Source organism: Nocardia canadensis, assembly GCF_032656385.1.
GTDB classification, from domain to species: domain Bacteria; phylum Actinomycetota; class Actinomycetes; order Mycobacteriales; family Mycobacteriaceae; genus Nocardia; species Nocardia canadensis.
The window spans coordinates 468,154-483,829 of the sequence record NZ_JAVCWB010000004.1 but is presented as its reverse complement, the minus strand read 5'-3'; the positions used below and the strand labels follow the sequence as shown (position 1 = coordinate 483,829).

The 15,676-nt window shown below is 71.7% G+C and carries 17 protein-coding genes; 8 read left to right on the top strand and 9 right to left on the bottom strand.

From position 1 onward, the window contains the following. Nucleotides 1-71: 71 nt before the first annotated feature. Both Q7X29_RS11120 and Q7X29_RS11115 read right to left on the bottom strand, forming a co-directional pair. A complete protein-coding gene (locus Q7X29_RS11120) occupies nt 72-1,187 on the bottom strand; it encodes a Nif3-like dinuclear metal center hexameric protein (protein WP_316573999.1) in 1,116 nt (371 codons plus the stop codon). Nucleotides 1,188-1,428: 241 nt separating this feature from the next. Next, nucleotides 1,429-2,778, bottom strand: coding sequence for a pyridoxal phosphate-dependent aminotransferase (locus Q7X29_RS11115; protein WP_394358673.1), 1,350 nt, complete (start codon nt 2,776-2,778; stop codon nt 1,429-1,431). Nucleotides 2,779-2,822: 44 nt separating this feature from the next. Here Q7X29_RS11115 and Q7X29_RS11110 point away from each other — a divergent pair, with 44 nt between their 5' ends. Both Q7X29_RS11110 and Q7X29_RS11105 read left to right on the top strand, forming a co-directional pair. Further along, complete coding sequence (locus Q7X29_RS11110; RefSeq protein ID WP_218718870.1) at nt 2,823-3,326, top strand: low molecular weight protein-tyrosine-phosphatase; 504 nt, start codon at nt 2,823-2,825, stop codon at nt 3,324-3,326. Beyond that, nucleotides 3,326-4,195, top strand: coding sequence for an SURF1 family cytochrome oxidase biogenesis protein (locus Q7X29_RS11105; protein WP_316573998.1), 870 nt, complete (start codon nt 3,326-3,328; stop codon nt 4,193-4,195). The genes Q7X29_RS11110 and Q7X29_RS11105 overlap by 1 nt, the downstream gene beginning before the upstream one ends. Before the next feature lie 10 nt (nt 4,196-4,205). Here the strand turns inward: Q7X29_RS11105 and Q7X29_RS11100 are convergent, their stop codons facing one another. Beyond that, nucleotides 4,206-4,757, bottom strand: coding sequence for a dihydrofolate reductase family protein (locus Q7X29_RS11100; protein WP_218718872.1), 552 nt, complete (start codon nt 4,755-4,757; stop codon nt 4,206-4,208). Between the two features lie 55 nt (nt 4,758-4,812). Next, the gene (locus Q7X29_RS11095) at nt 4,813-5,712 is read right to left on the bottom strand and encodes a cobalamin biosynthesis protein (RefSeq protein ID WP_394358681.1); all 900 of its coding nucleotides are present in this window, start codon (nt 5,710-5,712) and stop codon (nt 4,813-4,815) included. A 151-nt stretch (nt 5,713-5,863) separates the two neighbouring features. On the opposite strand from Q7X29_RS11095, the gene sigJ reads away from it, so the two are divergent. Beyond that, on the top strand, nt 5,864-6,802 hold the full coding sequence (gene sigJ, locus Q7X29_RS11090; protein ID WP_316573996.1) for an RNA polymerase sigma factor SigJ: 939 nt from the start codon (nt 5,864-5,866) through the stop codon (nt 6,800-6,802). 14 nt (nt 6,803-6,816) lie between these two features. Here the strand turns inward: sigJ and ald are convergent, their stop codons facing one another. Continuing rightward, nucleotides 6,817-7,929: an alanine dehydrogenase gene (gene ald / locus Q7X29_RS11085; protein ID WP_316573995.1), complete on the bottom strand. Its 1,113-nt coding sequence runs from the start codon at nt 7,927-7,929 to the stop codon at nt 6,817-6,819. An 81-nt stretch (nt 7,930-8,010) separates the two neighbouring features. Between ald and Q7X29_RS11080 the strand changes: the two genes are divergently transcribed. Continuing rightward, a complete protein-coding gene (locus Q7X29_RS11080; RefSeq protein WP_316573994.1) occupies nt 8,011-8,631 on the top strand; it encodes a hypothetical protein in 621 nt (206 codons plus the stop codon). A 41-nt stretch (nt 8,632-8,672) separates the two neighbouring features. On the opposite strand, the gene Q7X29_RS11075 is transcribed toward Q7X29_RS11080, so the two are convergent. Continuing rightward, a complete protein-coding gene (locus tag Q7X29_RS11075; RefSeq protein WP_218718877.1) occupies nt 8,673-9,443 on the bottom strand; it encodes an MBL fold metallo-hydrolase in 771 nt (256 codons plus the stop codon). Between the two features lie 71 nt (nt 9,444-9,514). Between Q7X29_RS11075 and Q7X29_RS11070 the strand changes: the two genes are divergently transcribed. The 3 genes from Q7X29_RS11070 to Q7X29_RS11060 all read left to right on the top strand — a co-directional run bounded on the left by Q7X29_RS11070 (nt 9,515) and on the right by Q7X29_RS11060 (nt 11,929). Beyond that, nucleotides 9,515-10,471 carry a GlxA family transcriptional regulator gene (locus Q7X29_RS11070; RefSeq protein WP_316573993.1) on the top strand — a complete coding sequence of 319 codons (957 nt, stop codon included), beginning with the start codon at nt 9,515-9,517 and terminating at the stop codon, nt 10,469-10,471. Between the two features lie 7 nt (nt 10,472-10,478). Then, nucleotides 10,479-10,994 (top strand): gamma carbonic anhydrase family protein, encoded by a 516-nt coding sequence (locus Q7X29_RS11065; RefSeq protein ID WP_316573992.1) that lies wholly within the window; start codon nt 10,479-10,481, stop codon nt 10,992-10,994. Nucleotides 10,995-11,305: 311 nt separating this feature from the next. Continuing rightward, a complete protein-coding gene (locus tag Q7X29_RS11060) occupies nt 11,306-11,929 on the top strand; it encodes a TetR/AcrR family transcriptional regulator (protein ID WP_218718881.1) in 624 nt (207 codons plus the stop codon). Here Q7X29_RS11060 and Q7X29_RS11055 read toward each other — a convergent pair. Together Q7X29_RS11055 and Q7X29_RS11050 are read right to left on the bottom strand one after the other, a co-directional pair. After that, nucleotides 11,923-13,794 carry an Eco57I restriction-modification methylase domain-containing protein gene (locus Q7X29_RS11055; RefSeq protein ID WP_316573991.1) on the bottom strand — a complete coding sequence of 624 codons (1,872 nt, stop codon included), beginning with the start codon at nt 13,792-13,794 and terminating at the stop codon, nt 11,923-11,925. The genes Q7X29_RS11060 and Q7X29_RS11055 overlap by 7 nt on opposite strands. A gap of 204 nt (nt 13,795-13,998) precedes the next feature. Beyond that, the gene (locus tag Q7X29_RS11050) at nt 13,999-14,160 is read right to left on the bottom strand and encodes a hypothetical protein (protein ID WP_218718883.1); all 162 of its coding nucleotides are present in this window, start codon (nt 14,158-14,160) and stop codon (nt 13,999-14,001) included. Between the two features lie 266 nt (nt 14,161-14,426). Here Q7X29_RS11050 and Q7X29_RS11045 point away from each other — a divergent pair, with 266 nt between their 5' ends. Then, a complete protein-coding gene (locus Q7X29_RS11045) occupies nt 14,427-15,122 on the top strand; it encodes a nitroreductase (RefSeq protein ID WP_316573990.1) in 696 nt (231 codons plus the stop codon). Between the two features lie 88 nt (nt 15,123-15,210). Here Q7X29_RS11045 and Q7X29_RS11040 read toward each other — a convergent pair whose 3' ends face one another. Further along, nucleotides 15,211-15,675, bottom strand: a complete 465-nt coding sequence (locus Q7X29_RS11040) for a winged helix-turn-helix transcriptional regulator (RefSeq protein WP_316573989.1) — start codon at nt 15,673-15,675, stop codon at nt 15,211-15,213. Nucleotide 15,676 lies beyond the last annotated feature (1 nt).

Here is a 15,676-nt window from a genome sequence, read left to right as displayed (position 1 = left end):
TCAACCGTACCGCGCCGCGCGGTGTGGGTACGCCATGACCCGAGGACCTGGGCCCGGGCTCCCCGGCGGGGTCAGCCGGTGACCGTCCACGGGTCGGTGCGCAGGGTGCAGACGCGGGTCTCGATCCCGGGCAGGGCCGCGCGGACCACCTGCTCTGCCTGCCCGCACCAGGGGAACTCCGTGGCCCAGTGGGCGGCGTCGACGAGGGCGGGGCCGCCGCGGCGCAGGTGTTCGTCGACGGGGTGATGACGCAGGTCGGAGGTGAGGTAGGCGTCGACGCCCGCGCGGACGGCCGCGTTCAGGTAGGAGTCGCCCGCGCCGCCGCAGACGGCGACGCGCCGGATGACGCGGTCCGGATCACCGGCGGCGCGCACGCCCCAGACGGTGCGCGGCAGGCCGACGCCGACCCGGGCGGTGAACTCGCGCAGGGTCTCGGGTTCCGGGAGTTCGCCGATGCGGCCGATGCCGAGCGAGGACGGCAGCGGCGCGCGCTCGGTGACGTGATAGGCCGGTTCCTCGTACGGGTGCGCCGCGCGCAGGGCCGCCAGGACGGCCAGGCGGGAGGTCGGCGGCGCGACCACTTCGACGGCGTCCTCGGTGACGGTCTCGACCGTGCCGACGGCCCCGATCGCCGGATTCGCGCCGGGCAGGGGACGGAACTGGCCGGTGCCGGAGGTGTACCAGGCGGCTTCGCGGTAGTCGCCGATCGCGCCCGCGCCCGCGGTGAACAGTGCCGACATGAGCGAGGCGGTGTGCGTCTGCGGGACCTGGATCACCCATTTGTCCACGGCGGCAGCGGGCTTGGGGTCGAGCGGGCCGGTGACGGTGAGGCCGACGGCGGCAGCGAGCGCGTCCGAGACGCCGGGATCGGCCGAATCGGCGTTGGTGTGCGCGGAGAACAGGGCGCAGCCGGAGCGGATCAGCCGGTGCAGCAGCGCGCCCTTGGGGGTGTCGGCGGCGACGGTGTCGACGCCGCGCAGCAGCAGCGGGTGGTGCACGACCAGCGCCTGGGCGCCCCACTCGATCGCCTCGTCGACGACGGCGGCGGTGGCGTCGACGGCGAACACCACCTTGGTCACCTCCTGGCCCGGGTCACCGCACACGAGCCCGACCGAATCCCAGGTTTCGGCCAGCGGCGGTGGGTACGCCGCGTCGAGTACCCCGATCAGTTCGGCCAGGTCGGTCACCGCCGCCTCCTTCGTTCCGTTGCCTTACCCCGACACCATCGAAGCGGCGGGATCACCTTGCACCACAATGCTTTCCACTACTCGCGCCGGGAACCTGCGGTGGCCCCGACCCGATCCTCCGGCACCACAGCACCACCCGCCGCGGCCACCACGGGCCAGCCCGCCTGTGCCACCACAGGCCCGGTCGCGTCTGGCACCACGGGCCAGCCGGCCGCCACCACGACGGGCCCAGTCGCTCCTGTCACCACAGCGAGGCCCGCAAACCCTCGACCAACCGATCGACCTCGTCCGCGCCGCGCACGGCGACCCGCAGGTGATCGGGCCCCAGCCCGGGGAAGGTGTCGGCCCGGCGCACCGCGATGCCCCGGTCGGCCAGGCGCTTGCGCAGCAGTTCCCCGTCGGGGACGCGCAGCAGCAGGAAGGGGCCCGCGGCCGGGGTGTGCACGTCGAGACCGAGGGCGGTGAGGCGCTCGATCATGCCCGCGCGTTCGACGGCGATCTCGTCGGCGTGCCGACGGGACGCGGTGACGGCCGCCGGTTCGGCGGTGGCGATGATCGCCTCGAGCTGCAGCGTGCCCAGCGGCCAGTGCGGGCGGCCCTGGGTCAGCCGGGCCAGCACCTCCGGCGCGCCGAGCACATACCCGCACCGCAGTCCGGCCAGCGCCCAGGTCTTGGTGAGGCTGCGCAGGACGAGGACGTCCGGAGCGGCCAGCGCGGCCAGCGACTCCGGTTCCCCGGCGATGTGCGACGTCGGGGAATCCGACCCCGGTCGGGAGGTCGATCGCACCGGCGCTCCCGGTTCCACGTCGACGGCCGGCGCCGTCCGGATGGACGATGCCGCCGGCGCACTCGGGGTCGACGACAGGTCCGGCGTCCGGCGCGCGGACGACGACGCGGGCCGCGCACCACCAGGATCGGCCACCGCGCCGCGCATCACGGCACCGGACGCGACGTTCCGGGCAGCGCCGGCCACGTTGTCGCCCGTACCTCCGAATTCCCGGCCGCCGCCGGGTCCTCCGTCCACTGCCGCACCCGCGACGGTGCCGTCCGCGACCGCGTCGGCGAACGCCTCGTCGACCACCACGAGACGCCCCGGCCGACGCAACGCCGCGATGACGGCCGCCGGGTGCAGTACCGAGGTCGGGTTGGTGGGATTGCCGAGGACGACCAGATCGGCCTCCTCGGGAATGAGATCAGGATCGAGCGTGTACGGCGGTTCCAGGATCACCCGCGTCACCGGGACACCGGCCTCCCGCAGCGCCAGCTCGGGCTCGGTGAAAGAGGGGTGGACGACCGCGGCCAGGCGCGGGGCGAGCCGGGGCAGCAGGGCGAAGCCCTCGGCGGCGCCGGCGAGCAGCAGGACCTCGTCGGGGCGGCGACCGTGGCGGGCGGCGACGGCGGCGCGGGCGGCGGCCTCGTCCTCGGCGCTCGGGTAGCGGCCCAGGTCGTCCAAGCGGGCGGCGAGGCGGTCGCGCAACCAGGCGGGCGGGGCGGTGCCGCGCACGTTCACCGCGAAATCGAGCATGCCAGGGCGCGCGTCCACGTCGCCGTGGTGGCGCAGCATCGCGGAGTCGACGGAGTCCTGGAACACAACTGAACACCCTACGTGGCGGCGATTCGGCGGCACGGGCGACAATGGCAGGCGTGGGTCAGCTGCACGTGTCATTCATCTGCACAGGGAACATCTGCCGGTCGCCGATGGCGGCGAAGATGTTCGAAGCGCACCTGTACCGTGCCGGTCTCGCGAACCGGGTACGGGTGACCAGCGCGGGCACCGGATCGTGGCATGTCGGCGATCCGGCCGATCCGCGTACCGAGACGACGCTGCGCCGGGCGGGCTACCCCACCGAGCACACCGCGGCCACCTTCGGTCCCGAGCATCGCGACGCCGACCTGATCGTCGCCCTGGACACCGGGCACGACCGGGAGCTGGCCCAGCGCGGCGTCGCCACCGACCAGCGCAGGCTGCTGCGCAGCTTCGACCCGGCCGCCGACGGCCGTGACGTGCCCGACCCGTACTACGGCGACCAGACCGATTTCGACCTGGTCCGCGACCAGATCGAAGCCGCCATCCCCGGCCTGCTCGACTGGGTGCACGCCGAACTCGACGCCCGCGCCACCGCCGACGCGCACCGCTGATGCGCAAACTCACCTTCCTGCTGCGCCCGAGCTGGCTCATCCTCGCGGTGATCGTCGTGGCGTTCGCTTATCTGTGCTTCACCGTGCTCGCGCCGTGGCAGCTGGGCAAGAACACCAGCACCGAGCACCGCAACCAGCTGATCGCCGACTCCGTGCAGGCCGATCCGGTGACCGTCGACAGCGTCCTCGACGGCGACCCGAGCGCGCACACCGAATGGCGCAAGGTCACCGCGAGCGGCACGTATGTCCCGGAGTCGACCGTCCTGGTCCGGTTGCGTCATCTCGACGGCGCCCCAGGCTACGCCGTGCTCAACGCGTTCCGCCTCGACGACGGCCGCACCCTGCTGGTCGACCGTGGCCTGGTCGCCGCCGTCGACGGCACCCGTCCCCCGGCGATCGCCGCGCCACCGACCGGCCCGCAGCGGCTCGAGGCCCGGGTGCGCGCCTCCGAAGGCGTCGTCGCGGACAAGCCGCCGAGCACCCAGGACGGCTATCGCCAGGTCTACACCGTCGACACCGGGCAGGAATCCACCGTCCTCGGCATCGCGCTGACGCCCATCCCCACCGGCACGGACAAGGGCGGCTACCTCCAGCTCGCCGCGGGCCAGCCCGGCGCCTTCACCCCCAGCCCGCTCCCCCAGCTCGACGCGGGCCCGTACCTGTCCTACGGCCTGCAGTGGCTCGCGTTCGGCATCATGGCCCCGCTCGGCCTCGGCTATTTCGTCGTCGCCGAACTGCGCGCGCGCCGTCGCGACCGCGCGCAAGCGCCCGCGGCACCCGAGTCCGCGACCGTCTCGACCGAGCCGAGCACGCAGGCCGCGCCCACCACCGAGGCCCGTCTGGCCGACCGCTACGGCCGCAACCGCTGAGTTCCGCGCCTCATTCGGCGAGGTAGCGCAGCAGCACCGCGGTCGCGAAGTGCCGCGTCTCCACCAGCCGGAGCCCGATGCGCTGATCCAGCGCGGGGAACATCGGCGTGCCGCCGCCGAGCAGCACGGGCGAGATGTACACCTGGTACTCGTCGATGAGCCCGTGCGGGATCAGCGAGGACGCCAGGCTCGCGCCACCGACCTCCATCACGCCGTCACCGTCGGCCTTGAGCCTGCGGACCTCCTCGACCGCGTTCGCCGCGACCAGCCTGCTGTTCCACCGGACCTCGGTGAGCGTGCGGGAGAACACGACCTTGGGTTTCTCCGTCCAGAGCCGGCCGAAGTCCCGTTGGATCGGCGGGGCGTCCTCGGGGACGTGCGGCCAGTAGTCGGCCATCAGCTCGTACAGCCGACGGCCGTTCAGCACGATCTCGAGATCGCGGAACCGATCGTTGTGGAACTGGTGCAGTTCGTCGTCGGGTTCGGTCCAATCGATGTTGCCGTCGCGGTCGTTGACGTAGCCGTCCAGGGACACGCCGAATCCATAGATCAGTTTCCTCATGTGGGGTAGACCTCCTCCACGCTCGAAACTCATCGGTCCAGCGAGAGATAGCAGGCTAACCGCGACGCGCGCGCCGCAACACTCCGGCGATCGCCACCGCGACCACCAGTGCCCCCAGCTGCACCGCCTCGGACATGCGCACCGCGCGCCGCAGATCGGCGGTGCTCGGCGCGGGCCCGTCGCCGAGCGTCGGCCGCAGTTCGGCACCATGCCGGTACTGGGTGCGGCCGCCGAGCCGGACGCCGAGGGCCCCGGCCATGGACGCTTCCACCACGCCGGCGTTCGGGCTCGGATGCTTGCTCGCGTCGCGCCGCCAGGCCCGCCATGCGGCGGCGGGCGTGCCCCCGACCAGCGGGGCGAGTGCGGCGGTGAGCAGCCCGGTCGCCCGGGCGGGCAGCACGTTCGCCAGGTCGTCGGTTCGCGCGGCGGCCCAGCCGAACCGCAGGTAGCGCTCGTTGCGGTAGCCGATCATCGCGTCGAGCGTGTTGACCGCCCGGTACCCGAGCAGTCCGGGCACCCCGGCGACGGCGCCCCACAGCAGTGGCGCGACGGTCGCGTCGGAGGTGTTCTCGGCCACCGACTCCAGCGCGGCCCTGGCCAGCCCGTCCGCGTCCAGGACCGACGGGTCGCGTCCGCACAGCGACGGCAGCAGTTGCCTGGCCCCGTCGAGGTCGCCGGCGTCGAGCCGCTCGGCCATCGCGTGCCCGGCACGCGCCAGACTGCGCCCGCCCAGCGCGGTCCAGGTCGCCAGCGCGGTGGCGACCACGCCGCCCCGTGCCGCGAGCAGCCCGAAACCCAGCACCGAACCCACCGCGACCACCTCGTGGACCACCCCGGCCCGCCGCTCGTCGGCGTAGGTCACCTGTTCCAATGCCGCTGCCGCGGAGCCGAATCCGGCTACCGGATGCCACCGGCGCGGATCGGCGAACACCCGATCGAGCGCGAACCCCAGCATCAGCCCGACCGCGGTCGATGTCCCCTTCTGCACCCGGCCGAGGGTAGTCGACCGCGGGAATGTCACACCCGTGCCCGCTGGTTCGTCCTCTCTGCGACGACCCTCATACACTCGCCCGGACCCGGGCCAGACGACCGAACGGCGAACCACGATGACCGACGTACCCTCGCAGATCGACCAGGCACAGCTGGCCCGCCGTTTCGAAGAACACCGCCCCTACCTGCGCCGACTCGCCTACAGCACGCTCGGCAGCCTCACCGACGCCGAGGACGTCGTGCAGGACGCGTGGCTGCGCCTGCAGCGCCACCACGAGGCGGGCAGGGCGGGCGAGATCGACAACCTGCGCGCCTGGCTCACCACGGTCACCGGTCGGCTGGCGCTGGATCAGCTCGGCTCGGCGCGGGCCCGTCGCGAGCAGTACGTCGGCGAATGGCTGCCCGAGCCGGAGGTCACCACCTGGGACGACCCCGCCGACCGCATCTCCCAGGACGAGCGGGTCACCACCGCGCTGCTGGTGGTGCTGGAATCGCTGTCGCCCGCCGAGCGCACCGCGTTCGTCCTGCAGGACGTCTTCGGCATGACCGGTCCCGAGGTCGCCGAGGTCGTCGGGCGCACCCCGGCCGCGGTCCGCCAGCTCGCCTCGCGCGCCCGCAAGCACGTCGAATCCGGGACCCCGCGGTTCCCGGCGTCACCGGCCGAACAGGAGAAGGTCGTCTCGGCGTTCGCGCTGGCCTGGCGTTCGGGTGATCTGAGCTCGCTGCTCGGCGTGCTCGACGAGAACGTGGTGCTCACCGCCGACGGTGGCGGCAAGGTGCCCGCCGTCCGCCAGCCGCTGCGCGGCGCCGAGCTCATCGCCAAGGCCCTGCTCGGCTGGTACCACGCGCCGTCGGCGTCCGGCGCCTGGGGCCGCGCGGTCCTGGTCAACGGCGTGCCCGGCCTGGTCGTCTTCGACGGCGCCAACACCGGCGTGTTCTCGTTCGTCGTCGACGCAGGCCGCATCGTCGCGATCAATATCGTCCGCAACCCCGACAAGCTCCACGATCTGCCCACCGACGGCGAGCCGGACTGGTACCTGGGCGCGGGCGAGTAGCGCGCGATCAGGCCTCACGCACTCAGCGAATACCCGTGCGCCGCAGCCACTTCGGCGGAGAGCAGTTTTCCGTCGACGGCAGTGAGACCGGCCGCCAGGCCGGGGTCGGCGGTGCACGCGCCGCGCCAGCCCTTGTCGGCGATCGCGAGCGCGTAGGGCAAGGTGGCGTTGGTGAGGGCGACCGTGGAGGTGTGCGGCACGGCGCCGGGCATGTTCGCGACGCAGTAGAACAGCGAATCCGCCACGGGGAAGGTCGGATCGGCGTGCGTCGTCGGCCGGGTGGAGGCGAAGCAGCCACCCTGGTCGACGGCGATGTCGACGAGCACCGAACCCGGCCGCATCCCGGCGACGAGCTCGTCGGACACCAGCTTCGGCGCCTTGGCACCGGGCACCAGCACCGAGCCGATCACCAGATCCGCGGCGAGCACGGCCTTTTCGATCTCCAGCGCGTGCGAGGCGAGGGTCCCGACCCGGCCGCCGAAGCGGGCGTCGAGCTCGCGCAGGCGCGCCAGGTTGGTATCGAGCACGCTCACTCGCGCGCCCATCCCGACCGCGACGCTCGCCGCGTTGGTGCCGGCCACCCCGCCACCGAGCACCACCACATCGGCGGGACGGACGCCGGGCACGCCGCCGAGCAGCACGCCCTCGCCACCCATCGGCGCCATCAGGTGATACGCGCCGACCTGGGTGCCGAGCTTGCCCGCCACCTCGCTCATCGGCGCGAGCAGCGGCAGCGAACCGTCGGCGGCCCGCACGGTTTCGTAGGCGATGGCGGTGATCCCGGAGTCCAGGATCGCGTCGGTGCATTCCTTCGACGCGGCCAGGTGCAGATAGGTGAACAGCACCTGGTCGCGCCGCATCCGCGAATACTCCTGCGCGATGGGCTCTTTCACCTTGAGGATCAGCCCGGCCGTGGCCCAGAGCGTATCGGCGTCGGGCACGATCCGGGCGCCGGCGGCGAGATAGTCCTCGTCGCCGAAGCCCGATCCGGTTCCGGCACCGGCCTGCACGAGCACCTCGTGCCCGTGCGCGGTCAGTTCGGTGGCACCGGCCGGGGTGAGCGCCACCCGGAACTCCTGCGGTTTGACCTCCGCCGGCACACCCACCGTTCCGCCTGTTCCCGTCATTGCGCCAGCTTAGGACGCCCACCGACGGGAATCAGGCGGTTGCCGGTCGTGTGTCGTCGCTAGGCGGGCGGCGCCGTCGCGGTGGTCGTCACCGCCGGGTCGGGCGCGGCCGTGGCCGAGGTGGTCGCCGGGGCCGTGGTGGTCGCCTCCGGCGTCGTCGCCGGGGGCGAGGTGGTGGTCGGGGTGGGAGCGACCGTGGTCGTCACGGGCGGCACGGTCGTGCCGCACTGGTCGTGCTGGGGGCCGCAGCTGTCGATGCCGCAGATCGGAACGCCCGGCGGGCATCCTTCCGTCGTCATGCCGCATTCGGTGGGGCCGCAGCTGTCGGTCCCGCAGTCCGGTCCCGGCACACAGTTGTGGCCCGGCGGGATGGTCGGCTCGGTGCCGCCCGGCGCGGCTGTCGGCGCGTTCGTCGCGGGTCCCGGCGGGGAATCGTGGCTCGGTCCCGAGGTGCCGCCGTCACCCGGGTTCGCCGAGGGCGGGGTCGAGCTCGTCGCCGCAGTGGTCGCGGTGACCGAGGTCTTCGACGCGGTGCTCGTGGCGGGTCGGTCCGAGCCGGACCCGTTCGACGAACACGCCGACAACGCCAGCACCAACGCGACCAGGGCCAGCAGTAACCGCACCATCGTGCGCGATCGGCTGCCCATCCGTGTGTTCGGCAAGTCTGCTCCTGCGATCGTGGGAAAAACCCGCGCCCGATGATTCGGGCGCGGGTGACGGAAATCGGTGCCGGGTACGGTCGCTCAGACCGCGAAGACCTCGCCCCGCACCGGAATCCGGAGCTGCGCGGCGCGATCGGCGTAGGCGAAGGTGCGCTCGAGGTAGTCCAGCGACTCGCTGAAGTGACCCCAGCCCTCCGCGTGCACCGCCACCACGACGGCGTCACCGAGGACGGCGGCGGCCTCGACGGCGGTCCTGGCGTTGAGCGTGACGTCGCTGTCGCCGAACCGGCCGACATTGGCGGCGCCGATATTGAGCACCGCGACGTCGATCCGCCCGATCCGCTCGACGATCCGCCCGACCAGCTCCACCGACGCGTTGTCACCGGAGACATAGACCGTCGGCTCGCCCGCCGCGCGCAGCACGAACCCGGTCACCACACCGCTGAGCGGCTCGCAGCCCTCGGGACCGTGCAGCGCGGGCACCGCGGTGACCTCGACCTCGCCGATCGTCACGACCTCCCACGGCACCAGCCCGCGCACGCCCGCGATCCGGCCGGCGGCATCCGGGGTGGAGAGCACGGTCGCGACGTCGGCCAGCAGGGCGCGGCCCGCGGTATCGAGGTTGTCGGCGTGCTGATCGTGCGAGAGCAGTACGACGTCGATCGCGCCGATCGACTCCACCGGCACCGCGGGACCGCTGAGCTTGTGCAGCGTGATCGGGCCGGGGTAGTCGCCGGGTTCGTCGAAGGTCGGGTCGGTGAGCCAGGTCAGGCCCCCGTACCGGAAGCGCAGGGTCGGACCACCGATGTGCAGGACGTCGAGCAGGGTGGGGCGGGTGATCGTCTCGGTCATGTCGACAACTGTCGCCGACCGCGACACCCCACGACAGTGGCCTCCAGGCCGACCATCGCTAAGATCGGGCCATGCGTTCGGTGGCGGTCGTCGCGTTCGACGGGATCAGTCCCTTCCACCTGTCGGTGCCGACCCTGGTGCTCGGCCGCTCCGGCACCGGTGTCGACGACGCGTCACCCTACGACGTGCGGGTCTGCGCCGAACACCCCGGAACCCTGTCCACCGCAGCCGGTTTCGACATCACCGTGCACCACGGCCTGGACACCGTCGCCGGCGCCGACATGGTGGTCTTCCCCGGCTGGCATCGCGACCTGGAGGTCTCCCCCGCGCTCAACGACGCCGTGCACACCGCGCACGCGAACGGTGCCCGGCTGGTCGGTCTGTGCCTGGGCTCGTGGGCGATCGCGGCGACCGGCCTGGCCGACGGCCGCGAACTCACCACGCACTGGGCCGCCGCCGAGGCGATGGCCCGCGCCTATCCGCGGGTACGGGTGCGCGCGGACACGCTCTGGACCGATCTCGGCGACGTGATCACCTCCGCGGGCGTGGCCGCCGCGCTGGACTGCTGCCTGCACATCGTGCGCGGCGATCTCGGCGCCCGCGCCGCCACCGATCTGGCTCGCGCGCTGGTCACCGCGCCACACCGCAACGGCTCGCAGGCGCAGTTCATCCCGGTCGCGGTCCCCGCCGAGGACAGCGACGACCCGATCGAGCACGCCATGGTGTGGGCGCGCACGCACCTCGAGACCGGCATCGACCTCGATCTCTGGTCGCGCGAGGCGCTCATGTCGCGACGCACCTTCACCCGCCGGTTCCGCGAGCGCACCGGCACCAGCCCGCAGCAGTGGTTGTTGCAGCAGCGCACCGACCATGCCCGGCTGCTGCTGGAATCGACCGACGAGACCGTCGACCGGATCGCGCGCGACACCGGTTTCGGCAGTGCCGTGAGTCTGCGGCACCATTTCCATCGCATGCTCGGCACCAGTCCGGCGGCCCACCGCGCTCAGTTCCGCGGCGCGGCGCAATAATCACCGCATGATCATCAAGGTGTCCGGGTTCGCGCCGGAAATCGACGACACTGCCTGGATCGCGCCGAACGCGACCGTCATCGGCCGGGTGCGCCTGGCCGCCGAGGTCGGCATCTGGTATTCGGCGGTACTGCGCGGCGACCTCGAACAGCTCACCATTGGCGCGCGCACCAATATCCAGGACGGCTGCGTGCTGCACGCCGACCCCGGTTTCCCGCTCACCGTCGGCAGCGGAGTCTCGGTGGGGCACAACGCGATCCTGCACGGCTGCACCGTCGGCGACGACGTCCTGGTCGGCATGGGCGCCACCGTGCTCAACGGCGCGGTGATCGGCGCGGGCAGCCTGATCGCGGCCAATGCCCTGATCCCGGAGGGGGCTCAGATTCCGCCCGGTTCGCTGGTCGCCGGCGTGCCCGGCAAGGTGCGCCGCGAGCTCACCGAGGCCCAGCTGGACGGGATCAAGCTCAATGCCGCCGTGTACCTCCACAATCTGGCGACTCATCGCGACGCCGAGGTGTTGTGACACGTCACACTGAGCAAGTGACCAGTAGGGATACCTGATAACATTTGCCCTGCGTATTGCGTCCGGCCATGAGTGTGGCGGCCGGCACCGGGTACGCGAGGTAGGAGGTATCACGGTGGCATACGTGCAGTCCGGTGTGCACCGAGCGGGGGGACGGCTCAGCGTGGCCGATATTGCCGCCCAGCCGGGCGGAATCGAGGCACTCCAGTGCCGGGTCCACGAACTCCGCTCCCGCGGCGTCCATTTCGCGGCGAACGCGATCGAACAAGAGATGGCCGCACTGGATCTGTCCCCACAGGGATAATGGGGCCATGCCCACTGTCTCGTCCATCCTCGCGCGGATACTGGAAAAGCCCGTCACCGACGGGGAGAAGCTGCTCGACAGCGCGCTGTCGGCGTTTCTCGATTTCGGGATCAAACGCACGAGTATGGGCGAGATCGCCCGGCGGGCGGGGATCAGTCCGGCCACCCTGTACCGGCGCTTCGAATCCAAGAACGACCTGGTCGAAGCGGTCGGGGTGCGGGAGGCGCAACGCTATGTGGCCGAGATCGATGAGCGGGTACGGGCGGTCACCGAGCCGGGCGAACAGCTCGTGGAGATCTTCGTCGCGTTCGTGACGACCCTGGCGGGCAACGAACTACTACGCAGGCTGCTCAGCACCGAGCCGGAGGCCATCCTGCCCAAGCTCACCACCGAAGCAGGCCCGATCCTCGCGGTCGGCCGTGGATATCTCGCCGACAAACTGCGCGAACTCCAGGCAGGCGCGACGGTGCCCGACTTCGAACCCGATCTCGTCGCCGAGATCATGGCCCGGCTCGCGCTGTCGCTGGCGCTCACCCCCGACGGCCTCATCCCGCTCGACGACCCGGCCGCGGGCCGCGACTTCGCCCGCCGCACCCTGCTGCCGATGGTCGGCATCCGCGTCGCTCACTGAGCGGGCACGCCGAACGCGGCGGCCACCGCCTCGTCGATGCCCGCCGCCGCCGCGGGGACCCCGTCCTCGAGCACGCCACGCACCCGGCCGACGATCGCGGCCGCGGCCGGGTCCGCCGGATCGGGCAGCGGCAGCCGGGCCACGTACTGGGTGATCCAGCGCCGTCGGCCCGAATACAGCCGGTTGCCGCACACCGCGTCGTAGAATCGCAGTCCCAACGCCGAATTCGCCACGCCCATCAGCAGATACGCGAGTTCGGTCGCCTGCTCGCCGATGCCGAGATCGGTGAGCGAGATCCAGTAGCAGTCCCCGTTGACCACCGCGCCGGAGCGATCCAGTGCGAACCGCGGACGCTCACTGATATCCGGGAACACCAGTTTCGGCGCACCCCACAGGTGCGGTCGCTGCGGCACCCAGATCTCGAACCACTTCCGCCCGCCGTCGAGCACATACCGGCGACCGGCGAGCACCTCCTCGTGCGACCGCAGATACTCGGCGGCACCGGGGAATTCGGCGAGATCGATGGGCGTGCGGCGCGGCTGCCCGAGATCGTAGGGATAGAGCACCCTGGTGCCGCGATCCCGCCCGATCCGCCACGGTTGCAGATCGTGGTGAGTGATCAACTGCCGCAACAGTTCCGGCTCCGGCCTCGGATCCATCTGATCCCAGCGGTCGGAGATGAACACCCGGTCCGCGGTGGTCTTGATGCCGACGCGGATGCGGGCGGTGTCGCCGAAGGTGCGCCACGTGCGCTCGGCGATGCGGCCGAGCCAGCGGTCGACGGCGGGGCGTGACATGCGCCAGGCGGTGTCGCCCGGGGGCACGACACTCGACCGGTCGACCTCGCCGGAAAGACTCGCTGCTTCGGCGCGCCGCTCGGGGCCCGGTGGCGCCGGTCCCCGACGACCGCTCCGGAATGACGCGGGCGCCTTCCCCGGCGCCATGGAGCCCACGCCGGGTCGAACGCTCGGTCGGCCGCGAACCTGGTCGCCGTGCCCGATCGGTGTGTTGTCCGAGGACGGCGCCGACATCGGCGCACCGACCGACCCGGTGGACAACACACCCACCTCGACCGCGAACACCCGCCCGCCCGCGCCGACCACGCAGGCCGCGTCCCCGGCCAGCGCGTCGAACAGGTCGGTCGCGCAATCGGGTTCGGCCCCGAGCTCCTCGTAGACCGAGACGTACCGGCAGTCGCACTCCTGGGGCGCGCGCGTCGCGACGGTGACGGCGGGCAGCACCGCGGCCGCGAAGAGCTTGGTGTCACCGAGGTCGTAGAGCTCGGCGGGATGCAGTTCGCTGGTGAGGATCCGGCGCAGATTCGCCCCGGCCCTGGTGGTGAGAAATCGGTTGGCGCACAGCAATCCGAGCACGCCGTCGGCGGCGAGCAGCCGGGGTGTGATCGCCACGAACGGATGGGTGAGGTCGATGCGCCCGCGCAGCCCGAACCGCTTGCTCAGCAGCTGCGCGGTCGACCCGCCGAGCTGTTGGGTCCGCACGTACGGCGGATTGCTGATGACGAGATCGAAGGAACCGTCCGCGATCCGGGTCGACGCGGCGAGGAAATCCCCGGCTCGGCAATCGATCTCGACCCCCTCGGCGGCGGCGCGCGCTGCGGTGTCGCCGACCGCACGCCGGTCCAGGTCATAGCCGGTCAGCCGTACCGTGACGCCGGACGAGGCCAGCTCGCGATGTACCGCCAGCAGCAGCTCACCGTCACCGCAGGCCGGATCGAGCACCCGGAGCTCGCCGGTGCGCGGTGCGTGCAGCAGCGCCCGTCGCGCCAGGAACCTCGCCAGCGCGGGCGGGGTGTAGTGCCTGCCGTGCCGTTTGCGCTCCTGGGCATCCCGGGCCTGCGAAGCCATGCGCTCGATTCTGCCCCGGGAGGCCGGTGTCGTGCCGCAGGCGCGAGGCCGCGCACCGGTATCCGAGCGAAAAACCGATCGTTACCTGCCGAAACATCATTTCGTCCGGCAAACAGTGGCTCGTGCCACCGATTTTGGGGTTACGCCCGGCCCTGACCCACTCCGAGCTCACCTGGGACGAGGCCCGGCTGGCAGGCCACGCGGCTAGTGGTCGGCATGGAGCCCGGGGGGCACCGATTCCGGCCCGAGCTCGGTCACCGCGGAGACCTGGTTCGCCGAACCGGCGGACCCTGCGACGCCGGCCAGCGGCGGCGGATCGTTCACCGTCGCCAGCGCGCTCGACGCCAACGGCGCGTACACCGACACGATCCGGTCCGGCTGGTACGTCTTCTACACGTGCGCCTGAATTGGGACCAGGGGCTGGCCAATCACGTGCGGTTCGCCGAGATCGGCGGCGCGGGATCGGCATCGGCGTCGCTTTCCGGGTGCTCTCCCGACCTCGCGCCTGAGCGCACCGCGGAACCCGTTCGCACCCGAATTCATAGGTGCGGGCGGGTTCCGCGTCGCACGCCCGGCTGCTAACGTGGTCTCAAAATGAGACTAGTTCTCCGGATCGACCGAGGAGCCGCGCCATGGCGCCGACCGACCACGACAACGGCGATTTCGCCGCCCTCCAGCGCCTCGCCGACGAGCGCTGGACCTGCAGGCAGTTCCTTCCCGACGAGGTCGACCGGGCGACGATCGACCGGCTGCTGAGCCTGGGCGCGCGCACCCCGTCGTGGTGCAACACCCAGCCGTGGCAGGTCGTCGTCACCGCGGGCGAGGGCACCGAGAGCTTCCGCAAGGCGCTGCTCACCCACATCCAGACCAGCGGCGCCGCACCGGATTTCGAGTTCCCCGCGCAGTACGACGGCATCTACCGGGAGCGCAGGCGTGCCTGCGGCTTCCAGCTCTACGACAGCCTCGGCATCGCCAAGGGCGACCACGAGAACACCATGCGCCAGATGGTGCGCAACTTCGAGTTCTTCGACGCACCCCACGTCGCCGTCGTCACCTCCGAAGCCGACCTGGGCACCTACGGCGCCGTCGACTGCGGCCTCTGGCTCCAGAGCTTCCTCCTCGGCGCCCAGGCCCTCGGCCTCGGCGCCGCCCCCCAGGCCGCCCTGGCCTCCTACTCCCCCTTCATCCGCGAGTACTTCGGCCTCCCGGACCACCGCAAGGTCGTCTTCGGCGTCTCCTTCGGTCACCCCGACCGCACCCACCCCATCAACACCTTCCGCACCGCCCGCGCCGCCCTCCCCGACCAGGTCACCTGGCACACCAGCTGACCTCGCTCGAGATCACCACGCGCGGGGGCGACCGGTTCTCTGCCGATGGCACCCCAGAGCATGGTGCGCGTTTGTCCAGGTGATGGCGTCAGGCGGGCCGGGCGGTGGAGGTGATGCCGGGGCCCGGTTCGGGGACGATGTCGCGGGCGGTGACCTCGGCGGCGCACTCGTCGCAGCTGAGGTGGACGTGGGCCTCGCCGGTGCAGTCACGGTGACGGTATTCGACCGGGGGGCCGTCGGGGGCCATGTAGGTGTCGCCCCAGTCGCGGATGGCCATCAGGATCGGATAGATGGCGTGCCCCTTCTCGGTCAGGCGGTATTCCTCGTAGGCGCCGTCCTCGGCGGGCCGCTTCACCAGGATCTCGTGCTCGATCAGCCGGTCGAGACGGTCCTGGAGCCGACCGCGCGAAATCCCGAGCGCGCTCTGGAAGGCGTTGAAGCGCCTGATCCCGGTGAAGCAGTATTTGAGGATCAGCAAGGTCCAGCGGTCCCCGAAGATCACCAACGGCCGCGTGATCGAGCACGGGACCTCGGCGAGTTCTTCATAGCGCACC